This is a genomic window from Bdellovibrio sp. CKG001 (assembly GCF_055397465.1).
This window is the reverse complement of sequence record NZ_AP029173.1, coordinates 2,981,576-3,003,641: the sequence shown is the minus strand read 5'-3', so window position 1 is coordinate 3,003,641 and position 22,066 is coordinate 2,981,576. Positions and strand designations below refer to the sequence as shown.

Annotated in this window: 18 protein-coding genes; 11 read left to right on the top strand and 7 right to left on the bottom strand. The window is 50.1% G+C overall.

Translation table 11 applies throughout. The features are described from left to right. Nucleotides 1–312: 312 nt before the first annotated feature. Nucleotides 313–918, bottom strand: a complete 606-nt coding sequence (locus tag ACZ50P_RS14155) for a hypothetical protein (RefSeq protein WP_464118342.1) — start codon at nt 916–918, stop codon at nt 313–315. 272 nt (nt 919–1,190) lie between these two features. On the opposite strand from ACZ50P_RS14155, the gene ACZ50P_RS14150 reads away from it, so the two are divergent. The 10 genes from ACZ50P_RS14150 to ACZ50P_RS14105 all read left to right on the top strand — a co-directional run bounded on the left by ACZ50P_RS14150 (nt 1,191) and on the right by ACZ50P_RS14105 (nt 11,604). Further along, nucleotides 1,191–1,706: a hypothetical protein gene (locus ACZ50P_RS14150; protein ID WP_464118340.1), complete on the top strand. Its 516-nt coding sequence runs from the start codon at nt 1,191–1,193 to the stop codon at nt 1,704–1,706. Between the two features lie 3 nt (nt 1,707–1,709). Beyond that, complete coding sequence (locus ACZ50P_RS14145) at nt 1,710–2,465, top strand: hypothetical protein (protein WP_464131911.1); 756 nt, start codon at nt 1,710–1,712, stop codon at nt 2,463–2,465. 13 nt (nt 2,466–2,478) lie between these two features. After that, on the top strand, nt 2,479–3,162 hold the full coding sequence (locus ACZ50P_RS14140) for an ABC transporter ATP-binding protein (protein ID WP_464118337.1): 684 nt from the start codon (nt 2,479–2,481) through the stop codon (nt 3,160–3,162). Continuing rightward, nucleotides 3,162–4,370 (top strand): ABC transporter permease, encoded by a 1,209-nt coding sequence (locus ACZ50P_RS14135; protein WP_464131910.1) that lies wholly within the window; start codon nt 3,162–3,164, stop codon nt 4,368–4,370. Before ACZ50P_RS14140 ends, ACZ50P_RS14135 begins: the two co-directional genes overlap by 1 nt. A gap of 209 nt (nt 4,371–4,579) precedes the next feature. Beyond that, nucleotides 4,580–5,578 carry a diacylglycerol/lipid kinase family protein gene (locus ACZ50P_RS14130; RefSeq protein ID WP_464118335.1) on the top strand — a complete coding sequence of 333 codons (999 nt, stop codon included), beginning with the start codon at nt 4,580–4,582 and terminating at the stop codon, nt 5,576–5,578. An 18-nt stretch (nt 5,579–5,596) separates the two neighbouring features. Further along, nucleotides 5,597–6,616: an SDR family oxidoreductase gene (locus ACZ50P_RS14125; RefSeq protein ID WP_464131908.1), complete on the top strand. Its 1,020-nt coding sequence runs from the start codon at nt 5,597–5,599 to the stop codon at nt 6,614–6,616. Then, entirely contained in the window at nt 6,591–8,720 is a 2,130-nt protein-coding gene (locus ACZ50P_RS14120) for a dehydrogenase (RefSeq protein WP_464131906.1), read from the top strand. Before ACZ50P_RS14125 ends, ACZ50P_RS14120 begins: the two co-directional genes overlap by 26 nt. Before the next feature lie 9 nt (nt 8,721–8,729). Next, nucleotides 8,730–9,425: an outer membrane lipoprotein-sorting protein gene (locus ACZ50P_RS14115; RefSeq protein WP_464131905.1), complete on the top strand. Its 696-nt coding sequence runs from the start codon at nt 8,730–8,732 to the stop codon at nt 9,423–9,425. A 1-nt stretch (nt 9,426) separates the two neighbouring features. Continuing rightward, the gene (locus ACZ50P_RS14110; RefSeq protein ID WP_464131904.1) at nt 9,427–10,494 is read left to right on the top strand and encodes a hypothetical protein; all 1,068 of its coding nucleotides are present in this window, start codon (nt 9,427–9,429) and stop codon (nt 10,492–10,494) included. 12 nt (nt 10,495–10,506) lie between these two features. Then, nucleotides 10,507–11,604, top strand: coding sequence for a BtaA family protein (locus ACZ50P_RS14105; RefSeq protein ID WP_464131902.1), 1,098 nt, complete (start codon nt 10,507–10,509; stop codon nt 11,602–11,604). Nucleotides 11,605–11,615: 11 nt separating this feature from the next. Here ACZ50P_RS14105 and ACZ50P_RS14100 read toward each other — a convergent pair whose 3' ends face one another. Beyond that, a complete protein-coding gene (locus ACZ50P_RS14100) occupies nt 11,616–11,957 on the bottom strand; it encodes a hypothetical protein (RefSeq protein WP_464131900.1) in 342 nt (113 codons plus the stop codon). 291 nt (nt 11,958–12,248) lie between these two features. Between ACZ50P_RS14100 and ACZ50P_RS14095 the strand changes: the two genes are divergently transcribed. Next, a complete protein-coding gene (locus ACZ50P_RS14095) occupies nt 12,249–13,460 on the top strand; it encodes a hypothetical protein (protein WP_464131898.1) in 1,212 nt (403 codons plus the stop codon). Between the two features lie 134 nt (nt 13,461–13,594). On the opposite strand, the gene ACZ50P_RS14090 is transcribed toward ACZ50P_RS14095, so the two are convergent. Genes ACZ50P_RS14090 through ACZ50P_RS14070 form a run of 5 tightly spaced genes read right to left on the bottom strand, consistent with a single transcriptional unit; the run spans nt 13,595 to nt 22,055 of the window. Further along, nucleotides 13,595–16,273, bottom strand: a complete 2,679-nt coding sequence (locus ACZ50P_RS14090) for a phosphoenolpyruvate synthase (protein ID WP_464131896.1) — start codon at nt 16,271–16,273, stop codon at nt 13,595–13,597. A gap of 2 nt (nt 16,274–16,275) precedes the next feature. Beyond that, nucleotides 16,276–17,139 (bottom strand): UbiA family prenyltransferase, encoded by an 864-nt coding sequence (locus tag ACZ50P_RS14085; protein ID WP_464131894.1) that lies wholly within the window; start codon nt 17,137–17,139, stop codon nt 16,276–16,278. Then, complete coding sequence (locus tag ACZ50P_RS14080; protein WP_464131892.1) at nt 17,132–19,540, bottom strand: alpha/beta fold hydrolase; 2,409 nt, start codon at nt 19,538–19,540, stop codon at nt 17,132–17,134. Before ACZ50P_RS14080 ends, ACZ50P_RS14085 begins: the two co-directional genes overlap by 8 nt. Then, nucleotides 19,537–20,277, bottom strand: a complete 741-nt coding sequence (locus tag ACZ50P_RS14075; protein WP_464131890.1) for a formyltransferase family protein — start codon at nt 20,275–20,277, stop codon at nt 19,537–19,539. The genes ACZ50P_RS14080 and ACZ50P_RS14075 overlap by 4 nt, the downstream gene beginning before the upstream one ends. Beyond that, nucleotides 20,274–22,055: an AMP-dependent synthetase/ligase gene (locus tag ACZ50P_RS14070; protein ID WP_464131889.1), complete on the bottom strand. Its 1,782-nt coding sequence runs from the start codon at nt 22,053–22,055 to the stop codon at nt 20,274–20,276. The genes ACZ50P_RS14075 and ACZ50P_RS14070 overlap by 4 nt, the downstream gene beginning before the upstream one ends. Nucleotides 22,056–22,066 lie beyond the last annotated feature (11 nt).

The window sequence follows — 22,066 nt, the reverse complement described above, 5'->3', positions numbered from 1 at the left end:
TTTGGTACTGCCATCCACATAGCAAACACGCGCCACTGAAGGCTCTTTTTGAGTGGCTCTTACGAGAAACAAGCCTGAGGGGGAAGGGAGGGGCTCCTTAGATGGGGCCTCCGGCCCAGGGATGGTCGCGAAGCGAGTGCCGGCAGAGGGCAGGAGCCCGTGCCCCAGCTAAGGAGCCCCTCCCTTCCCCCTCAGGCGTCGTCCTTGGGAAGATTCAAAAAAGAAAGGGCCCTCAGTGGTTTTACCTTCTGAGGGCCCATGATGTTGCGGCGTATTATTCCGTAAGAACGGTCGAGAGTCCGCCGCGGCTCTCTAGTTTTTTACACAGACGCCCAAGTTTGAGCCAGCAATCACTTGGCGGCAGGTCGCCCCTGTGTCGCAAGAATTGGCCTGGCTCAGAATGCAGCTGCGGGTCAGGTTCTGGGAGCAAGAACCGAAGCTGTTGGGTGCCGATGGAATATTGGAATACTGAGGGAAGTTCGTCGCCACCTGTGGTGCGGCTGGAACGTAACTCCAGATGTAACCATAGGTGTAGCCATTGGAGTAAGACCAATAGAACAACTGTCCTGGTGGGTTGTCATAGATCAGGTTCTGTTGGATACAGCCCAGGCCCATCGTTCCGTTGTAAGTCGGAAGATAACCGTGAGGGCATCCGCAGAAACCTTGATTGATGAAAACGTTATTGTAGTTGAAACCGTAATTGTAGCCGTAGCCATAGCCGTTGATGTACGGGAAGTTATAAGGCTGGAAGCCCTGATAGTACCCATAGGCATTCGTATTACAGTTCGATGTTCCATTGATACAGTTCAGTTGCAACGGAGTTGTGGCCGTTGTTTGATTGCCGCCGCCGCCATCTTTGTCGGGTTGGCAGGCAGCCAAAGCGAAAACGGTGAAAAGTAAATAAATGAGCCTTTTCATAAAGCACTCCCAAAAGTTAAAAAATTCTTCAACATGGATCTGTATTCCAAGTTTCGTGCCTTCTTTTGAGAAACTCAGGTGCCATATATTCGTCCTTAACCCCAGACTTTACAAAAAGCTGCCCAAAATCGTCACTCGGCGCCCCAAAAGGTTCGGACTTACTTTTGGCTGCACACTTGCTCTGTCAAAAGTAAGTCCGAACTGAGTTTGGGGGTTGGCAGACGGCTTGTTCCCCTTTAGGCTTAGAGGGTGATGATCGAAAGGAGTCGACCATGATAAAGTACATTGGATGTGTAATGGCTCTGCTTTTGGCTGTTCCTGGCCAGGCAGCGATTTCTTCTAAAAATACAAAACCTGTCGCGACAAAAATTCTTAGCGGCGAGGGAGCCAGCTACGGTGGTTTGGCTGGCAGTGCATTTACTTTGATGGATGTGCGCCGAACTGCAGACGCGAAAAAGAAAGTCGAGCGTTTGGTCTTTGATGTCGGTGATATGAACGGGGCTCCTTTGAAGGGTTGGCCCGGATATTATTATGCCGAACTGAAAAAGAATCCTCAGCGTCTGGTGATCGACTTTGCACAAATGCCTCGCTCTAATGTGGACCAAAACAGACTGGCCGCGATTATGAAATCTTCATTGGCAGTTTCCCGCACCCAGATGAGTCTGGACCCGGTGGACGGTTCTTTGAACCTGACGATGGATCTGAAGAAAAACACCAAAGTGCGTGTTTATCAGGTGGCTGGTAAAAAAAGCACCAGCAAAGTCGTTATTGATTTGATCACGGAGTAGGAAGTGAAAGTGCACTTCCTGCTCTCTGCAGCCCTGATTTTGACGGCAACCTCGGCACAGGCCCGGGTTTTCAACATCAACAAAGAATCCTTCGCAGCTTATTTCGGTGTCGGTGCCGGAGGTTCTCAGGTGGGGACTGCGGCTTTGGATAATGAGGCCTCTGCTTCTGTCAGTTACAGCGGAACGGTGAACTACAATTACGCGGGCGAGTTCGGGTTTATTTATTCCCGGCCGGCGGCCAGTTTGCGCTTTGGATTTGAAGTTTTAAAGCCTACAAATCTGGAAGGTTCCCGTGCGGAAAATGCCGGGACCGAGCTGTACAGTGCCAACAGTGAAATTCTGGGATATGCACCAAAGCTGGCTCTGGAGTTGAACCTGCACGGGAACAACACCTCTCGCTCTTTTGTTTCCGTCGGTGTGGGCAGCGCCAGTATCACCCTGAAAAATGACTATACTTTGACCGCCGCCGGTCAGGCCGCCTATCCGGGTGTCACGGATCATGGGATCGAGGCCAAGGGTTCTGCAACGATGCTGAATGCTTCGTTGGGGTATGAGGGTTTGTTGACAGACACGACCACGATTGTGGTGGAGTTCGGTTATCGTCAACTGAATATCGACAATCTGGAATACACCAAATCCGTCACAACATTCAAAGGCCCCGGCAACAGTGGCGACAAAGTCACGGATGCTTCCGGCGACAGCCGGGACTTGAATCTTTCTGGCGGCTATATCACTCTGGGTTTCCGTTTTTATCTTTAAAGGAGTCAGCAGCATGAGTGCTCTTTATCGTCTTAAGGGACTCGAATATTCCTATCTGTGGAATGGCGAACAGGTGCCGGTTCTTAAGGGCATTGATCTGGAACTGGAAAAAGGATGCTTCACCTGTATCGTCGGGCCCAGTGGAACGGGAAAAACCACTTTGCTGAACCTTTTGGGTTTGATCGACACTCCCAGCAACGGCCATCTGGAGTTCGCCGGTGAAGACGTCACACATCTGAAGGAATCGGAAAAAGAAAATGTTCGTTTACATAAGGTCGGTTTTATCTTTCAGGCCTTCTATCTGATTCCGACCCTGACGGTGCTGGAAAACACCTCTTACTTCCTGCCTTCCTTGGGTTACAACCAGTCCAACGCCCACAAAGTGGCAATGGAAACTTTGGATCTTCTGGGTCTTGCGGACCATGCGAAAAAGAAACCTCTGGAGCTTTCCGGAGGTCAGCGTCAGCGTGTGGCGATTGCGCGTGCGATTGCCAAAAAGCCTGCGGTGGTCCTGGCGGATGAGCCCACAGCCAACCTGGATTCTGTGACGGCGGAAAAGACCATCAACGCGTTTAAGGAACTGCAGAAGTCTGAAAATACCAGCTTTATCTTTTCAACTCATGATTCGCATCTGGTCAGCTTTGCCAAGTCGGTGTATCGCATGAAAGACGGGCAGATTGATAAAGGGGCTGTGTAATGTTGGAACTTCTAAAAATCTCCTGGCGAAATCTATTCCGTAATCCGCGCAGAACCTGGGCCAGTCTTTGTACGGTGGCTTTGGGGGCGGCAGGCTTGCTGATCTATCAGGGCTTCAACACCGGCGTGATGAATCAGTACCGTGAAAATGTCATTCATGGTTACTACGGCTATGGCCAGGTGTTCCCGCAGAATTATTATGGCAAGGTCCATGAAACCCCGTGGAAGTTGTGGTTTGAAAACCCTGAGGAAATCGAACAGCAGATTCGCAGCTCTTCGGCGGTGACTCAAGTGTTCCCGCGGGTGTCGTTCTATTCCTTCATCGTCAAGGGCGGTATTACATTGGGCGGTAAAGGCGAGGGTGTGATCCCGGAAAGGGAAAACACATTCTTCACCGAGATGAACTTTATCGAAGGTCACGATCTGCAGGGACAAGATCAGATCATTCTTGGAAAAGGTCTGGCAGAAAGCATCGATGCCAAGGCCGGGGACGTGGTGACTTTGCTGACACAAACAGTGAATGGTCAGCTGAACGGCGCGGATCTGACGGTCGCCGGGATCTTCTTTACTGGAAAAAAGATCATTGATGATTCCTTCTATCGTGTGGACCTGAAGCAAGCCCAGCAGTTGCTGGATACCCAGCGTGTGGAGATGTTCTCGTTAGCAACAAAAGGTGTCGAGACGTGGCCTCAGGTGGACAGTGATCTGCGCAAAGCCAATCCACAACTGGAGGCTGTGCCGTTTGAGATTCTGGATAAGAACTACTATCAAAACTCGGTGGACTTCCTCAATGCGCAGTTCTCTTTCATCCGCTCTATTATTCTGGTGATTGTGGCCATGGGAATCTTCAATGTGATTTCCGTGGGTTTGTTAGAGCGGGCGGGTGAGATGGGGGCCCTGCGCGCCAACGGAGAAAAGCGCAGTCGCTTGTTTAAGATTCTGATGATCGAAAACAGTTTGCTGGGAATTCTGGGGGGCTTTTTGGGAATTTGTCTGGCTGTTTTGGTGGACAAGACCTTGCTTTCCAAAGGAATTCCGATGCCTCCGGCTCCGGGAATCACAAGGCAGTTCTTTGTCTTTTTGGATATTCAGGCGGGGCACTATATCCAGGCGTTGTTGTTACCCATGATTGCCACGGTTCTGGCCAGCTTGTGGCCGGTGTGGAAGTTGTTGAAGAAATCCATTCCCGAGCTTTTAAGATCCACTTAAGCTCCATGACAGTAGCGTAAAGAAAAGCGGCCACGAAGGCCGCTTTTTTATGAGTCATCTGTTGTCTCAAAGTGATCACTTTTTGGTCAGCGGTGCCAAAATGACGTTTTAGCCCCACTTCTAGAGTCTGAGATCTAATCTAATTGGTTCCCATAGCGATCGATCCGCGGTACGAGACTTGCTTCATCGTTATTTCGGAGTGAAATAATATGCGAGTCTCTGTTCTGGTGAATTCAAAAGCAGGCTCTGTGAATGCAGAGTTGATCGAGGCGAAGGTGCGTGAAGCGCTTTTCCGCTGCGATCTGCGTTTCTGTCGTCCTTCGACGATGATGGAAATGTTTGATTTTGTTCAGGAAGAGATGGCTCAGAAGACGGATCACTTTATTATCTGTGGTGGTGATGGGACGATCAATGTGACCTTGCAGTGCCTGATGAAATATCGGGATGGCGCCCACATTCCTCCGATTGCGATTGTTCGATCGGGAACAGCGAATGATCTGGCGCACGAAATTGGCGTTTCTCATAGAATTGATACCGCCGTTCGCAACATCTTTGAAGGTGTCGTGAAGAACATCGATGTGATCGAAATATCCGCGCAGGATCAGCGCGCCTATATGTTGACCAACGGAGGCCTGGGTCTTCCGGCCAAAGCTGCGGAACTGGCCAATAAATTCCGTTCTAATTTGCAGGCTCTGGCCAACAATCCGAAGTCGGCGAAAGCCTATCGTTTCCTGGCAGAGAAAAGCTATCATGCCGTTAAGAAAATGGGCCCGAGCGTATATTCCATGATGACGGCCGAGGCGATTCGCACCTGGAATCCTGAGGGCTGGGGATTGGAAATTGAAATTCCCGGCAAGGTGAATGTCGAGACCACCTCTCCCATTGTCCTGGTCAACAACCAGCAGAAGATCGGCTCCAGCTTTGTGCCGGCTCCGTTTACTTCCAACACAGATGGAACGGTCAATTTACTTTTATCTGAAACCAATAATATTCCGTCGCAGGCTTTGGCGGCTTATCATATCCGCCGTGGCACCGTGGAAAAGTCGTCGGCATTCAAGTCGTTCGAGCTTAAAGAGTTCAGACTAAAGAGCCAGAATCCCCAGCGTTCTTTGACTTTCTTCGGGGATGGCGAGATCCTTCTCAGAGACGTTCAGGACATCACCGTCCGCTGCATTCATCGCGGACTTCCCGTGATGGTCCGGCAGTAAGTCTATTCGGAGGTCACAGTGACCAAACCACGCATTCTCGTAACGGGGGGCACAGGCTTCCTTGGCAAGCGAGTTCTTCCTTTGCTTCGTGAAAAATTCGAAGTCGACGTTCTGTCCCGTTCTGGCAAGACAGAAGTCCAGGGGGATTTGTGTCAGTGGAATGCCGGTCTGGACCTGGAATCCCTGCGCTCAAAAAACTATTCCGTCTTTTTGCACATGGCGGGTCTGTACGATCTGACCGCCGCGAAAGTGGACTGCTATCAGCACAATATCTCTGCGATGGGCACGGCATTAAAAGTTGCCGAAGCTCTTCGCATTCCTTTCTTTGTGAACACCAGCACCGTGGCGGCGGGAATCAACTCCAGTCTGGGTGTTGTAAGACCTCATGACTTGAATTTCGCCAAACCCTTTCCTGATGCGTACTCTGAATCCAAAGCTCACGGAGAACAGGTCCTGCAGAACTGGCCGGTGGGACACACCACCGGAAGAATCAATCTGCGTCTGGGCGTTTTGGTTGGTGACACGAAGGCCGGGGCGATTGAAAGGATCGACGGGCCTTATCATGCTGCCGAAGCGTTTAATAAGATCCGCGCGGTGGTGGAATCCATTCCGACGTCATTGCCTCTTCCAGGGAATGAAAAAACACGTTTGCCTTTGGTGCCCGTGGATAAATGTGCGGAAGCGATTGTAAAGTTCTGTGAATGGGCAGTGCAAAACAAACCGCAGGGGTATCACAGCTTCCATGTGACTCCGAATCAAGGACTGTCAGTGCGAGATTTGTATACGTCGGCTTTGAAATTCCAGGCCATTCCTCACAAGGGCGTTGTCCTGGTGGACAAGATTTCTGAAGCTTTGATTTTAAAAATTTCCAGTTTCATCGCGCGATTCCCGGAAGAGGAATTGCACTATCTGATGAATTTCCCCATCTATGACACCACCGCCACCCGGGCAATCCTGGGCGAGACATGGTGTCCAGAATTCTTCCAATACGAACAAAAGTTCTGGAGCGGTTATGAAGCGTACGTATCGAATCGCTGAGATCAGTTTCGGTCGTCCGCATTGGGATGCCGCTTATGAATTTGATTTTGCCGGGGACCATTACGAGGTTCAGCGTTTCAGTGCCAATTTTTCTGTGGAATCTGTCAAACGCCTGATCGAAACTCTGCGCAACCAGGTCGATGCCTTTGCATTGACCAGTCTTCCGCCGGTGATCAAACTGGATCAGAAAAGTTATGTGCACAGGCAGTATCTTGAGATCATGGCGACACCATCGCCGGTGCCGTTGTGTGACGGGACGGGATTGCGTGAAATTGCCAATATCAACTCGCTGGTAAAACATATTGAATCCGGTAGCATTCAGCCGGAGCGGGGGACTTTCTTCCCCACGGCGGTGCTTTCGACAGAGCTTGAAGAGTACATCCGTCATCGTTATCGCAAATCTGTCTATATTGGTGACGCGTATTCTTTGCTGGGCCTTCCCTGGATGATTCAGCCATTCCCTGGATTGATGACGATTTCAAAGCTGGCTTTGAATGTTGCCAATATCAAGGATCTGAAAAACAACACGCCTTTGGCGCAAAGCAAGTTGCAGAAAATCAGTCGATCCTCATTGGCGGCGCAGGTGGAGGACGTGCAGTACGTCTTCTGTGACCTGCCGCTGTTGCTGCTCTTTGATGCGGCCACGGACTTCGTGCGCGGGAAAGATCTGGTGATCTGGTCTTCGCATCCGGCGATGGAGGAAGAGGCGAAAAAGTACTCTCCTCGCAGCATTATTAATCTGTTCCCTGAAAACTACCGCGTGCATCCTTACATGAACTACTCAGTTCTGGATGCGATGCTGCGTCTGTCGCATAAAAGAACAGCCGCTCTTTCCATTGAAGAATGGGAACAGCTGATCACCGAAGATGTCGAAATCCGTCAAGTCGCGCGTAAATACGTGATGACAAGAAACTCTTCAACACAGACGAAGATATCTCAGGGGATCAACTCTGTTCGCAATAAGATATTCAAGCAGCCCGAACCGGACTTTGCCTTCGTAATCCATGCACTTTCTCACAATGACTTTATGCATGTTCCGGGTTTGGGAGTGTTGAAGCATATGCCGAAGGAATGGAATGATTCCTTTGATCGAATGGCTGCCAAAGCACCGCCATTCGTGTATGGTCACATCAAACACATTATCAGCGCCGAAACTGGAAAAGAGATCAATGGTGTAATCTATGCGCTGCCAGCAACACCCAAGGTTTTAAAAGCCTCCGACCCCGAGGTGATCTATCGCAAGATTGAAAGCATCTGTTACGATGCCGCCAACCGGGGAGCAAAAATGATCGGACTGGGGGCGTACACCAAGATTGTGGGTGATCAGGGTGTGACTATCAATCAGAACAGTCCGATTCCGGTGACAACCGGAAACAGCCTGAGTGCATCGGCAACCTTGTGGGCTCTGGCCGATGTGGTGCAAAGAATGCACTTGTTGAAACAGAACCCGGAAACTGGCTATGTGGATGGAATGGCGATGGTCATCGGGGCCACGGGCTCTATCGGGAAGGTTTCTGCCAAACTGCTGTCCATGATTTTTAAAAAACTGTGTCTGGTGGCGCCTCGTCTGAATCGTTTGGAAGAACTAAGGCAGGAAATTCAGGCCATGTCACCAAAGTGCGAGGTCATCATCACCACGGACGCCAATGAGCTGGCACCGGACGCGGATGTGCTGGTGACAGCGACGTCCGCTTTCGATCAAAAGATCGTGGATGTGATGCGCTTAAAGCCAGGTGCCGTGGTGTGTGATTGTTCACGCCCGTTGGATTTTGATATCGAAGATGCCAAGAAACGACCGGATGTTTTAATCATTGAATCAGGCGAAGTGGTTTTGCCAGGACCTGTGGAAATGAACTTTGAAATGGGACTGCCGGGAAAAGCCGTGTATGCCTGTCTGGCCGAAACGGCCCTGCTGACTTTGGAAGGGCAGTATGAACCCTTCACCATGGGCCGTGATATTGAATGGAACAAGGTGAAACAAATCTATCGCATGGCGCGCCGACATGGAGTTCAACTGGCTGCCATTCAGGGACACACCGGGATCATTACGGATAAGGAAATTGCCCTGACCCGAGAACTCGCGTTATCTAGAAGAAAGAAATAAGGAGATGTCATGAAGACACTTTTGGCGATCAGCAGCTTGTTTATCTCTTTGCATGCATTTGCAGAAAATCCGGTCGAGTGGGTGAAAAAGGCCGACAATATTCGCAACCCTGCTGAATCTTATGAAATGAAAATCAAAGTGGAAACCCCGGAAAACACCTCAGTGTTTCAGGTGTACTTGAAAGGTCAGGATAAAACCCTGATCGTGACAAAAGAACCAGCCCGCGACAAGGGTCGCAACATGCTGATGTTGGACCGTGACTTTCATGCCTATGTGCCGAATTTGAAACGCTCCATGCGTTTGTCATTGGCTCAGAAGCTGAGCGGTCAGGTGGCCAACGGTGATATCTCGCGCACACGCTGGTACGGCGATTACGATGTGACCAAAGAAGCCGAGACCAAGGATGAAGTGCAGTTGCTGCTCAAGGGAAACAAGGACAATCTGACCTATGCATGGGTCCGTCTGTGGTTGAAAAAGGGCACCTTTGCCCCTCAGCGTGCGGAATACCTGGGTCTTAACGGCAAGACGGTTTTGAAGAGGGCCAGCTTTGAAGACTACAAAAACATCTCTGGTGCGGTTCGTCCGACCACTTTGAAAATTGAAGACACCAACAAACAGGTCAGCCACATCCGTATTCTTTCCATGGATAAGAAGGACTTCAATGATTCCTTCTTCACAGTTCGTAATATGGAGAGCATGAAGTAAAGTGCTGCGCCTGATTCCGTTATTTCTTTTATTGCTGACTCCGATGGCGAGGGCGGACCTGGTGTTTGCCCCTCGCTATGAGTATATTCGTGGGAAAGAAGACGAGCTGGCCAATCGCCTGATCGTCAAAGGAAAACTCAACAGCAATATGGGGCCTTTCGGTGTTTTCGTGGAAGGTTTTGGTGAATTTGAAGCCAATGAGGATCAGGCCTTTATCCGTAAATCACCTTCGCGTGGCTATCTGCAAGAAGCCTATCTGGAGTTTAAACTGGATTCTTTCTATGTGCGAGTCGGTCGTCAGGCCATTCGCTGGAGTGAAATGTGGTCACAGCCTTCTTTGGATGTGTGGTCCGGCCGTCGCTGGTCACGTCTGTTTTTTGATCCGTTTCAGGATCAATTGACTCATCCGACCGGAGTTTCATTTTCTTTTGCTCGTGAGAGCTGGTCCCTGGATCTGGTCGGAATCGGAGAAACGGCCGAGACCACATATCCGGTCCCGGTGCCTGATCTTAAAGAGGATAAAAACACCAGTTTTGGCGGCCGGGTGAAGGCCGATCTGTGGGGCTTCAGTCTGTCAGCCATGACGGCCCAGATTCTAAACGTCAACCACTATGGTGTGACGGCCAACTATGCCTTCGAGCATGCCGTGCCGAAATTTGAATATGGGTATGTGGACGATACAACTTTGCCTGATTCGGTGAGGAGTGATCGCAGCTTTGGGACCTTGGGAATGGATCTGTTTTTGGGGAACTGGATCGTGCTGCCTCAAGTGACTTACTTTCAGGTGAACAGTTTGACGAAGTCTGAATACCAGACCTCGTATTACGTCAGCGCGCAGTGGAACCCCAGCCGTCATGACGTGTTCATGCAGGTCTATCAGAATGTTAATACGAACGATCTTTTTGTGAATGCCAGTTATGGTTATAACTGGACGGACTATTTAACCACGTCAGTCTTTGCCCAGAATTATGAAGGCAGTGATGGCGGACTTTACGATATGTATGAACAAATCACCGGAGGCTATGTTGTTGGCCTTCGTTTGGAAATGACAGGCAGCTTGCCTTTTTAACAGGAGTCGGCAATGGCAAAGGAATACTTCTCAGATTTAAACTACACTCTGTCGAACGAAGACACCCGCATCGAGTTTGATCTGTTGCCGGAAAATGCCGGGCGTGTGTTCAGCATTGCGGGCTCTGGTGCCCGCTGTCTTCCTTTGATTGCACGCAATCCGAAAAATCTGGATGTCATCGATATGTCTGTGTCCCAGCTTTATCTTTGTGAACTGCGTTTGCAGGCGATGAAGACTTTGACCTATGAAGAATATCTGTTCCTTCTGGGATATCGTGGGGCTTTGCAAGGCGGCCACGACGAAGGCGACAATCGTGTGGAGCTGTATCAGCGCCTGAAGCTTTCGCCGGAAGCTACGCAGTACTGGAATGACCGTGTGGACGGCTGGAAAGAAAAGGGCTTCATCCTGCTGGGGCGCTGGGAGTCTCACTTCCAGAAGCTGGGTTATCTTTTCCGCGATGTTTTACAGTGTGATTTTAGCAAGGTTTTTGCCGCTCAAAGTTTGCATGAACAGATCGAGCTTTATGAAAAGCACTGGCCGAAAATCCGTTGGAACAGTTTTATCCGTGTGGCTGCCAGTGAGTTTGTCTTTAACAAATACCTGTACAAAGGCCACTTCAGTGGTCGCTCCGAGCATAAAACTGAAGAACGCGCTCCTTGGCAGTTTATCATGGAAGAGTTCGATCGTATTTTCCGCACACAATTGGTGCGCAAGAATTATTTCATGCAGATTCTTTTCCTAGGTCGTATTGCCTATGAAGAAGGCCTGCCTTTGGAGGCTCATGAACATATCGTGGCCGCGGTGAAGAAGTCCAAAACCGAAGTGCGCTATCTGCATGGGAATTTGCTGGAAGAACTTCCAAAGCACGCCTATGACTTTATTTCGCTGTCTGACACGATTTCTTATCTGGAACAGCGAGATGCCAATCAGATCCTGCAGCGTTTGAATCCGGAATCCAAAGCCGGGACTCAGATGGTGATCCGCTCATTTATGCGGGCGCCAACGGCGATTGATCTGAAGGGGTGGACTGAACTGATTGATACGAATCAGTGGGCGCAAAAAAAAGATGGAACTGGCGTTTACCAGTTCCATATCTTCAAAAAGGATTAATTAACTTAGGATTATTTGTTGGTGCACGTCACGTCGATGACGTCACCATCAAGAGCCAGAACGCCGCGACCCGTCTGCAGGTTGTAGTTCAGAATCACACCGCGGGATGAATATCCGCCATCTAAAGCATTGTCCTTAACGGCCACGACAGATCCGTTGTTGTTCTGCAATACCAGGAAGCGCTCTTTCTTTTCGCTGAGATAGTGAACAGTCACTGTTTCTTCGCCACCGTCACGATCCAAGGTCATAAAGTCAATCTTATGAGTCTGAGTTGTGCACTCCAAACCATAGGCAGAAGCCGTTGTTGCCGAAAAACCCACTACCAGCAAAAGAAGAGAAGACAGAACTTTCATATAAACACTCCAATAATTGCAGTTAAACTCACCGGGAGAGCTGCCAGTTCTATGCCCGGCTCCAGGGCCTTTCTGGCACAGATGAGGGCCTACAGCCTGTCAAAAAACGAGACAAGTGACTTTTCTGAGTTATTGTTGAGAAGCAAAACTGTCTAGAAAGTTGACACTCTTCGGTCTGGCGCTGAAGTCTTTTCATGTGCCAGAACAGAAATCCGAGGGCGCTTTTGGAAAAGGGACGGGGTGTGGTAGAACCTTTCTCGCTTAAATAAATTCTTTTTAGATGGGGTTGTTATGAAGATGAAACTTCTGATGGGTGCTCTGGCGCTGGTGGTGGGCTCTTGGGCACAAAAAAGTGAAGCCTACTTTATTGCCTCTGAACCGGCGAAGCTTCGCCCAGGTGTTCCGACGGATGTCTTTGTCGCGGGCTTCGGTAACGATCAAGGCACTCAGTTCCTGAAGTCGGCGATCTTGGGGGCCGCTGTTTCCCGCGATCGTTTCCCGCAAAGACAACGTGTGATTATCAGTGCAGTGAACGAGTCCTTCTCTATGGAAAGATCCATGCTGGCGAAGGAAGGCTTTGGTTTTCGCAAAGAGGATAATGACGACCTTAGCAAAGAGCGCCTGGTTCTGGCACTGCAGTATCTGAACGTGCCTGTCAGTTCTTTGCAGTTCTATGGACACGCCAATACCTATAATGGCTTCCGTCTTCAGGACAAACGTGATCGTTTGGATCACGAAGACCCAGAATTTGCAGAAATTGGCAAAGTTCTGGCTCCCAACGCTTTTGTGGTTTTCCATTCGTGTAATTCCGGCTGGCTTTTGGCTCCGGCAGCAGCCCAAATGTGGCGTCGTCCGGTCTTTGGTTCTTTCGCATCTTCTGATTTCCAGGAAATGATGAGTGATGGCAACTGGTACTATCACGACGTGGGTTACTATCCTGAGAATCTCACTCGCATCGGGACGACGTCTCGAATCATTCAGAAAACTCTGGAATGTACAACGAAGAAGTGTCTTCGTCTGAAACCTGTGAATTCTCCTTATGTTGATTCCTTTGGTACATTCACGCGCGGTCTTGGTTTCTATAAAGTGTTCTCTCCGGTGGATTCTTTGATTCCTCAGGCGACGATCCACTTCACATTGCTGACACCAACGGTGAAACCCCTTTCATTGCAGTCCTCCCGTGCGGATATGATCGAAGCGGTGAAGGACTGGATGTGTCCTTCTGATAAAAGCGGCAATAGACGCAAGGCCTGCTCTGAGGCTATCGATACGCAGGCTTTTATGAACAACCCGACACTCAGTTTCTTTAATGGTAAGGCCGTGGCTTGTAACAACACCCGTTGTTCGACGGTGACAAAGTGTAAGGTGCTGAAGAAGTTGATTGGTGCTGTGCCATGTACAACGGTCGATCTGGACGAAAAGGTCTCCACAGTTTTCTCAGACCAAATGAAGGCCATCTTCAAAGGCCTCGACCAACTCGAACAAGGCACCCTCAATCTCTAAAAGGTACCTGCTCACTTTTACAGAAGCTCTGCGGCAGAAACGAAAACGGCCCATTTTAGGGCCGTTTCGCATTTTTAAGATTCCGATTTCGGACAAATAACTCGCCGCTTCTGCAGAAGTGAGCAGGTACCTCTTTAATCGAGGATTTTAATTGTTCCGGCTTTGGCGTCGATACGGACGCGCATGCCGGTTTTTAGTTTCTTGGTCAGTCCCGGAATACTGACAATCGCGGGGATACCCATCTCACGGGCGACGATGGCTGAGTGAGACAGTAAGCTTCCGCGTTCCACCAGCAAGCCTGAAATCGACGGGTACAAGGGGACCCAACCTGGATCGGTTCTGGCCGTGACCAGAATCTCACCGTTGAGTTCCAGATTGTCGCTTGGGTTGATGATGACTTTCACCACGCCTTCCAGCACTCCCGGACAGCAAGGCAGACCCTTCAGATCCCAATCACCCGTCTCAGACGATGCAGGCAGCTCTTCTTCTTTGATGAACTGATTATTCCAATAAACGGCGCCACGGGTTAAAACACGTGGATCGGTTTCTTCGCCGAAAGCGGCGTAGTCCTTTTTGCGAAGCTCGACAAAGGCTTTCAGGTTAAAGGACGGCAGGGTTCCATTGTAGATTCCAAAGACTTCCTCAATGGTCAGCCAGAAAATATCCCGTGGATGATCCAGAGCTCCCAGCGCCGCCAGATCTTCACCGATGGACTGGAAGATGGTGCGGGCAATGCCATAGATGCGTGTACGGGCAAAGCGTGTGTTTTCGCGATTCTTCACAGCTTTACGGGCGTGTTTTAGCACCCAGAAATAGATCTTCTTTTTGAATCCCGTCAGATGTCCGGCGACTTTTTCCTCGGCTTTCTGGCGCAGATTCTTTTCGTGGCTGTCGTCGTGGACCTCAACCTGTCCGGATTTTAAGTAGTTTTTCAGGCAGACAAACAGATAGCTTGGATCCGTCAGAAGATCGATTTCCTCCAGCTTCATTTCGCTCATGCACCGGAATCCGAAGCGATCCAGATAGTCCAGGACCATCTTGTAGAATTCAGTGTACGGGGATTGATTCAAAGCCTCCAGGCCCTCTTTCGGGTCCGTGGTCTCAATCAGCTGGCGCAAACCTTCGTTCTGATGGGCCTTGTGAGCCAGTCGTAACAATGCCTTTGTCGGTTCTGCACTTTCCAGTCCGCCTTCACCGGCCAGAAGGTCATTCTGAATCGTGGAATCAAGCTCCTTCAGCCAGGTGGTGGTGAGCTTTCTTAATAAACCGAAGTGCACCATACACAGGAAGTCATTGATGATCGGTGCCTTCCAGCGGCCCAGCATGTTTCTTTCCACATCCATATAGACGCGGATCAACTGATCGCCCCGCATGCGCTTTAAAGGCATGGCGCGGAAGCGATCATAATCCTTATGGAAGGTTGTCAGGAAGTCGTCGACCACCTTTTGAATCGTGAAGTGATACTTGATAAAGTTATATCCCGTCACCATTTTGCGCACGCGTCCCATGGGTGTGTCCCACGACGGGTGAGGTTTGATACGGTCGGCGATTTCATCACTGAGAGCTTCAGAAACACCCATCATGGTTTCCATGAATTCGCGGTTCTGCTTAAAGCCCGGTAAAACACCCACCAGCTTGTACCAGTTAAAAAGATTGTAGTACACGCGACCGTTCAAAGAACCCAGCATGTAACTTAGGTAGGAATCCATATCCTTGATGATGTCGTTGGGAACCCCCAGAACCTCGCAGAATTGGACATAGACGGCCTTATAGTTACGAAGGGCAAAACTAAAGCTCAAAGGTGAAGTCAGACCGCCATAGGATTCAATGATATTGGAATTGTCCCACAGATTCGGATACCCGATCAGATCCTGATCCAGGCTGGTCACGGGACGAGTTTGCAAAATATAGATTTTGCCACCTTCAACGGCCCACTCGATGTCCTGGGGGCGGTGATACTGTTCCTGAATCTTGTGCCCCAGGCGATAGAGGCCCTGAAGTTCGTCGGTACTCAAAGAAGATGTATTCACCTTTTCTGCAGCAACGGGCTTCATTTCACAATGACCCGACGCGGACTTTTTCATCATCTCTTTCTTTTCAACCAGTTCTTCCCGCAGCAGTTTGCCAGTTTTGGCATCCAGCCAGAAAGAATCCGCATCCAGCGCCCCGGACACCAGACCCTCACCAACGCCATATACGGCAGAGACCACATAAGAATCCGTTTTCTTGGCCACAGGATCACAGGTGAACAGAACCCCGGATTTATCCGGGTCGATCATTCGCTGTAACACCACAGAGACAGATATCTTTTTTAGATCGATTTTGTTTTCCAACCGATAGACCAAGCCGCGTTCCGAAAAGGCCGAAGCCCAGCACTGGCGGATGTACTTCAAGATATCTTCTTTGCCAGAGACATAGAGAAAGCTTGAAAGTTGCCCGGCAAACGAGTGTGCGAGGCTGTCTTCATCGGCGGCAGAGGAACGCACCGAGAACACCTTATCCGCGCCCAGATCTTTCAGTGCGGCCTCCAATGAAGTCGCCACAGTCGGGGGCAACGCGGTTTGTTCAAACAGGGCATTGATGTCTTTTTCGGCCTGAGCCGCCGTGATTTCCTGACGGAGCAGACGATCCAGAATATTTTCCAGATTCAGCTTCACCTCAGCAGATTGCAGGAAGTCATGGAAGTATCTTTTTCCGAAAACCACCCACTCAGGAACCGGCAGACCTGCTTGTGACATCAGGTAAAGGTTAAAGCCTTTTCCTCCGGCCTCATTCTTTGCAAAAAACAGGGTCGATTTCGGGGTGACTAGCATGATTAAACTCCCACGATGTAAACGAGGATAATGTAATGAAGCAACAAGTAAGCACCGGACAGATTTCTAAACAGAGAGGCGGTCTTTCTGGTTTTGCGCAGCAGGTAGGCCAGGCTGACGGCCACATACAAAGTCAGCGCCAGAGGAGGCAGGATGTGCGGCTTTAAATAGAAGATCACACCCACACCCAGCACCGCCTGGCTGATGGAAAGAGCCCAGGCGCCGTGGCAGCCAAAGATGTTGGAATAACTCGGCACATGGTCCCGTTCTTCCTCGGGGGCGAATGTCTTTCGGGCAAATTCAAATAAGTTGAAAAAGGCCCAGTTCATCAGGAAAAAGAGAGCATGATGCCAGGTGAGCTGCGAAAGCTCAGCTCCCGTCATGGCAATTCCGGCAGAAAGGCCCAGCAATGTGCTGACGAAAGTGTGTGTCACAGCATAAGTGGTCAGATGGGGACGAAGCAGGTCTCCGATAAAGAACTCTTCATACATCATCAGACTGTAGCCAATGGCGATGACGTGAATCAGGAAAGGGGAAAGGCCCAGCGATCCGGCCACCCCAAGTTCAAAGACAATCAGCAAAAGCAGCGCCTTTTTAACCTGAGCCACTGACAGGACTCCGCGCGCCAAGGGGCGGGTGGGGTTGACCTTCAAGTCCACTTCATAGTCTTTGATTTCATCAAACAGACGCATGCGGAAAAAGAAGGACAGCAACAACACAAAGACCATTGCAAAGCGGCCCCAATCCCAGTCCATTTTAAATGACTGGGAAAGATAAAGCCCGTTGGCCCAGGAGAAAAGAAAAATCATGGGCACATAGGAAGCGGGACTGAATCTTTCTTTAATCAGTATCCACCACTTAGCCAATCACAACTCCCGGCTCCTTCAGTTGATCGCGCAGGACCTTGTATTCCACCTTGGAATGGTGACGCGGATCCATTGGAACCTTGTTGACGAATTTGATCTCATCCACGGGGATTTTATTTTTCTCAAAGACCCGTTGGATCTCCTTTTTGGCGGCGGCAAAGTCGAAAGTGGTTTTATCGATGCCCTCTTTGAGCTCCACCACAGCGTACGTGGCTTGTCCCAACTTGGAGTCTTCCACGCCCAGGAAGGCACAACGGTAAGTGAAGTCCATCCGTTTCAGTAAAACCTCGGCGCGCACGGGGAAGTAGTATTTGCCAGCGCGCTCGATCGCGTTGTTCACACGACCCACGATCCAAAGATTTTTCTCGGAATCAATATAGGCCAGATCACCGGTGCGGTGCCACACGCGATTTTTTTCATCCAGAATCTTTGTGGTCTTAAAGGCGTCTGGATTGTTGTAGTAATCACGACAAACGTGATCCCCTGTGCAGATAAATTCCCCGACTTCACCGTCAGGCACTTCAATTTTCGACCATGGGGAGTCCTTCAGTTCAATCGGGCCATCCTTGATGCGGATAAAGCGATAGTCGATATCTTCACTGATATGGCCGACGTTAACGCCTTCCTCGATGATTTCCGGGTCAGTGATATTGCTTTCTTTCAGCATGTCACGTCCCTCGATGTGGGCCATGGGTTCAGCTTCGGTGGAACCATAAAGAATCCACAGGTCCGTTTGTGGGGCGATTTCATAGAATGCTTTTACGTCATCTTTGGAAATCGGCGCTCCACCCGTGACCACTCGGCGCAGCCCGGTCAGTTGGATGTTGTTTTCTTTGCAGTATTTCGCCACACCCACAAGCATGCTTGGGGAAAGGGTTGTGCAGTTGATATTTTCACTTAGAATCTGGCAGGTCAGTAAGGCCGAATCATGGGCGGCCGGAGCCGCCAGATTCAAGGCTGGCAAAATGGTCGTCACACCGGACGCCAGATTGTTCAGACTAAAGATAGGGAAGGCCGGCATGTCTTTGTCTTTCTCTGTGTACGGAATCACGTGAGAAAGTGCGTGGTGCTGGGCCGACAGAAAACGGTGAGTGCGGTTAGCACCCTTCGGTTTCCCGGTGGAGCCGGTGGTGAACGTGATCAAGGCCGTGAATTCACTTTCAACCGGTTCGATAGGGGAGGGTTCCTGTTTCAGTAAGTCTTCAAATTTGTGAGTGAACTTATCACCCGGACCGTACAAGATACGAATCGGCATGGATTTAAACTCTGGAACCTGCTCCACCAGATCGAACGCCATTTTAAAGCTGATCATGGCTCTTGGACCCACGCATTCTGCCGAAGCGCCCAAGTGATGGCTGCGAGCCCAGGAATCCAGGAAGACCGCAATGGCGCCAATACGTTGAACGGCAAACATCGCGGTGTACATGTCCAGACTCATCGGCAGGAAGATGATCACGCGATCACCTTTTTTAATGCCAATGTCCATCAGGCCGCGGGCGAAGGAATTAATACGGGCGGCAAAATGACGGTAAGTGATTTCGTCGTGTTTGATCGGAGTTCTGGGGTTGCCATCCCATTGTGCCAAGGCTTGTGGGTTGGCCCAGCGAAGGGCGACTCTTTCCGGGAACTCACGCAAATGTTTTTCCATGTAGGTGATGACGTTGTTGCGTTCATCACTGTCGGGATAATAGCCAATTTTATGGCCTGCGGCGGCTGTCTGAGGACGCCCTTTCACGACACTGAGTAAATCGGCTACATGCGACCACAAAAGGCCATGACCGGCTTTTTCCAGATGGATGATCTTGTGGGCTGGGTATTGCTTGATGATTTCAAGCTGCACGGATTCCTGACTGATCTTGTCGTCTTTACCGAAAATGGCCGTCACGGGGACTTTGCATACATCACGGGTGCTCCAGGGATTGTCCTGCATTTTAATCTTATTAAAAGCAGTCTTCTGCCACAGCTTCCAGTCCTGCAAACGATCCTGCACCTTTTTTAGATACGGCAAAGCATCCGACTTCAAGGGATGAATCAGGTCAGCAAAAAATGAATCTTTGGCTTTGGCGTGACTGGACTGGATCAGCTTGTCCCCTAATACAGGCAGCTTCAAAAGACCTTTTGCCAATCCCGGAAGTTCGCGTTCGGGCCTGATGTAAGGGGTTACCAGAAGAACCTGTTCAACATATTGCTCATACTTGGGCAACGCTTTCAGGATGCGATAGCAACCCCAGGAATGACCGATCAGAATTTTTTTTGAAGTGTCCTGAGTCAGCAGGCGGATCCATTCCTCGCTTTGGGCATCCACGGCCAGCAGGTTGAAGTCCTGACCCAGGGCTTGCTTAAGCAAATCCCAGTCTTCGGGGTGGCCCGGATTCCCGTGAAGAGCAATGATGGTTTTCATATGCTGACTCCTTTGCTGCGCAACCTGTAGAAGTCCCGCAGGCGCGGATTGCTTCTATAAACTGTTGTGTCTGTTTTCAGATTTGCCTGCCCTAAGATCTTGCCGCGGGAGGAAATATCCCGCAGAACGTTCGAGGCTGCTTGAGCTTCCAAAGAGGCGCCAAGATCCAAGGAGGCCAAATAATCCTTTTTATCGGAGGGAACTTCCACGACCTTTAGCAGGGAGCCGTCATCCAGCTTCGAAGTCATTTCGTGAATGGAAAAACCCGCCGGAGTGTCAAACAGATGAGCCCAGAAATCACACATCAGTCCGCGCTGATCCGGCAGCAGACCGTGATGGATATTGATACATCCCATTTTGGGAAGAGCCAGCAGTTTTTTCTTAAAGAAAGACCGGGTTCGGGCATTCAGAATCAAGTCCGGTTGCAGTTCGTTTAGCAGCTTCAGGCTTTGCTCTGAATTGATGTCGTCAACCACAAAGACCTTCTTGCCCGCAGCTTGGTAGGCGGCCTTTTTTCTTTTTAGAGAATCATCAAAGAAGTTTTTCAGCAGATGCCATCCCATCCTGGGGGCGGCAAGACTCAGGATCAGCAGAAGGGCTTTTAAGACGATGTCAAAGCTGCGGTTATCAATAACAACCAGAGCTTCAATGTGGGGGTCTTTTGCCAGAGGCAGAACCAACCCGTCGTAGTTGTGGGGAACAAAGGTCACCGCCGAGGTGACCAGGAGTGTTTTCATAGATACAGCTCTTCAATTTTATCCTTGAAGCGTTGATCCAGTACTTTCCTTTTTACTTTCAAGGACGGGGTCAGCTCGCCTCCCTCAACGGTGAATTCGTTGGGAAGGACCACATATTTTTTAATGCTCTCAAAGCTTGCCAGATGAGAATTGGTTTCTGCCACTGCTTTACGAACCAAGTCCTGCACAAACGCGGATTGAACGAAGTTGACCCAATCGGACGGATCGACCCCTTTTTCGCGCGCCAGATTTTCTACCACGGGACGGTCCAGGGTGATCAAAGCGACGATATATTTTTTCTGGTCGCCGTGAACCAGAACATTGGCAATATAGGGTGACAGGGTCAGCAGACCTTCCAGGCGTTGTGGTGCCACGTATTTTCCACCCGCGGTTTTGATCAGATCCTTTTTGCGATCGGTGATCTTAAGATCCCCACTGGGCAGGATTTCTCCGATGTCGCCGGTGTGGAACCAGCCATCCGTGAACACCTCTTTGGTGGCTTCCGGATTTTTGTAGTATTCTTTCATCACTTTGTCGCTTTTGACCAGAATCTCGCCGTCATCAGCGATCTTCAGTTTTACTTCCCCAATGGGCCGACCCACACTGCCGAAACGATAGTTAAAGGGTGTGTTCACCGTGATAGCGGCTGTGGTTTCGGTCAGGCCATAACCTTCCAGAATCAAGATGCCTGCGGCATGGAAGAACAGTGCAATTTCTTTTGAGATCGGGGCACCACCGCTGATGGCAAAGCGCAGGCGACCACCGAAGGCTTCGGTGATTTTCCCCAAGACCAGCTTGCGCGCAAGCTCATACTTCAACAGCAGATCCAGGGGCAGCACCTGCCCGCTCATTTTGTATTCGCCGACCTTTTTGCCGATGTCCAGGGCCCAGTTGAAGACTTTCATCTTCATGGGCTGAGTTTGGATCTGGGCAAAGATGGCGGCATAAATTTTTTCAAAGATGCGGGGGACCGAGATCAGGAAGGTGGGGCGAATCTCAGGAAGATTGCCGCGGATCTTTTCAAGGCTTTCTGCAAAGGCCAGGGTGAAGCCGATGTAAGTGTGACCCCAGTGTTCAATACGGCCAAGAATATGGGCATAGGGCAGGAAGGAAAGAGAAATATCCTTCTCCGTTGCTCCACAAAGTGGAAACGCCTCGCTCACTTCACTGATAGCTTGAAGATGAGTCATGACGACCCCTTTGGGGCGACCCGTTGTTCCTGAAGTGTAAAGAATTGTCGCCAGATCTTCAGGCTTCAAAGAACCGCACAGTTCGTGGAACTGTGACGGATGTTTTGCCAGATAAGCTTTACCCAGTTCCATAAGACGGGGCCAGGTGAGAATATCAGGATCGGGACAGGTCTCATCAAAGACCACGACCTTTTCAACCTTCGGGCACTTGTCCTTCACACTTTCGAAGGTTTTTAAAGGGCCGCGCGATTCCGTCAGCAGAATACGCGCTTCACTGTTGTTCAGGATGTATTCGACATCTTCCGGGGTGTTATTCTGATAGATGGGGACAGTGACGGCTTTGATCCCAAAGATTCCCAGATCTGACGTGGACCATTCAAGCCGGGTGTTGGCCATGATCGCGACGCGATCTCCTGGTTTAATCCCCAAGGACAACAGGGCGCAACCGACAGTTTCGATGTCGGCATAGTACTCTGCCCAGTTTTTTGTTTTCCATGCATTGTTGGCTTTAAATTGCACGGCCACGTTATGAGGGTTGCGGCTGCGCATGCTTAAAATGGATTGTCCCAGGGTGGTGGGCTTCGTCATGATGAAAACTC

Bases quoted from the DNA above. Each gene is read 5' to 3' on its own strand.
- ACZ50P_RS14155 (WP_464118342.1), bottom strand. From the start codon at position 918: ATGAAAAGGCTCATTTATTTACTTTTCACCGTTTTCGCTTTGGCTGCC.
- ACZ50P_RS14150 (WP_464118340.1), top strand. From the start codon at position 1,191: ATGATAAAGTACATTGGATGTGTAATGGCTCTGCTTTTGGCTGTTCCT.
- ACZ50P_RS14140 (WP_464118337.1), top strand. From the start codon at position 2,479: ATGAGTGCTCTTTATCGTCTTAAGGGACTCGAATATTCCTATCTGTGG.
- ACZ50P_RS14135 (WP_464131910.1), top strand. From the start codon at position 3,162: ATGTTGGAACTTCTAAAAATCTCCTGGCGAAATCTATTCCGTAATCCG.
- ACZ50P_RS14130 (WP_464118335.1), top strand. From the start codon at position 4,580: ATGCGAGTCTCTGTTCTGGTGAATTCAAAAGCAGGCTCTGTGAATGCA.
- ACZ50P_RS14120 (WP_464131906.1), top strand. From the start codon at position 6,591: ATGAAGCGTACGTATCGAATCGCTGAGATCAGTTTCGGTCGTCCGCAT.
- ACZ50P_RS14115 (WP_464131905.1), top strand. From the start codon at position 8,730: ATGAAGACACTTTTGGCGATCAGCAGCTTGTTTATCTCTTTGCATGCA.
- ACZ50P_RS14105 (WP_464131902.1), top strand. From the start codon at position 10,507: ATGGCAAAGGAATACTTCTCAGATTTAAACTACACTCTGTCGAACGAA.
- ACZ50P_RS14100 (WP_464131900.1), bottom strand. From the start codon at position 11,957: ATGAAAGTTCTGTCTTCTCTTCTTTTGCTGGTAGTGGGTTTTTCGGCA.
- ACZ50P_RS14095 (WP_464131898.1), top strand. From the start codon at position 12,249: ATGAAGATGAAACTTCTGATGGGTGCTCTGGCGCTGGTGGTGGGCTCT.
- ACZ50P_RS14090 (WP_464131896.1), bottom strand. From the start codon at position 16,273: ATGCTAGTCACCCCGAAATCGACCCTGTTTTTTGCAAAGAATGAGGCC.
- ACZ50P_RS14080 (WP_464131892.1), bottom strand. From the start codon at position 19,540: ATGAAAACCATCATTGCTCTTCACGGGAATCCGGGCCACCCCGAAGAC.
- ACZ50P_RS14075 (WP_464131890.1), bottom strand. From the start codon at position 20,277: ATGAAAACACTCCTGGTCACCTCGGCGGTGACCTTTGTTCCCCACAAC.
- ACZ50P_RS14070 (WP_464131889.1), bottom strand. From the start codon at position 22,055: ATGACGAAGCCCACCACCCTGGGACAATCCATTTTAAGCATGCGCAGC.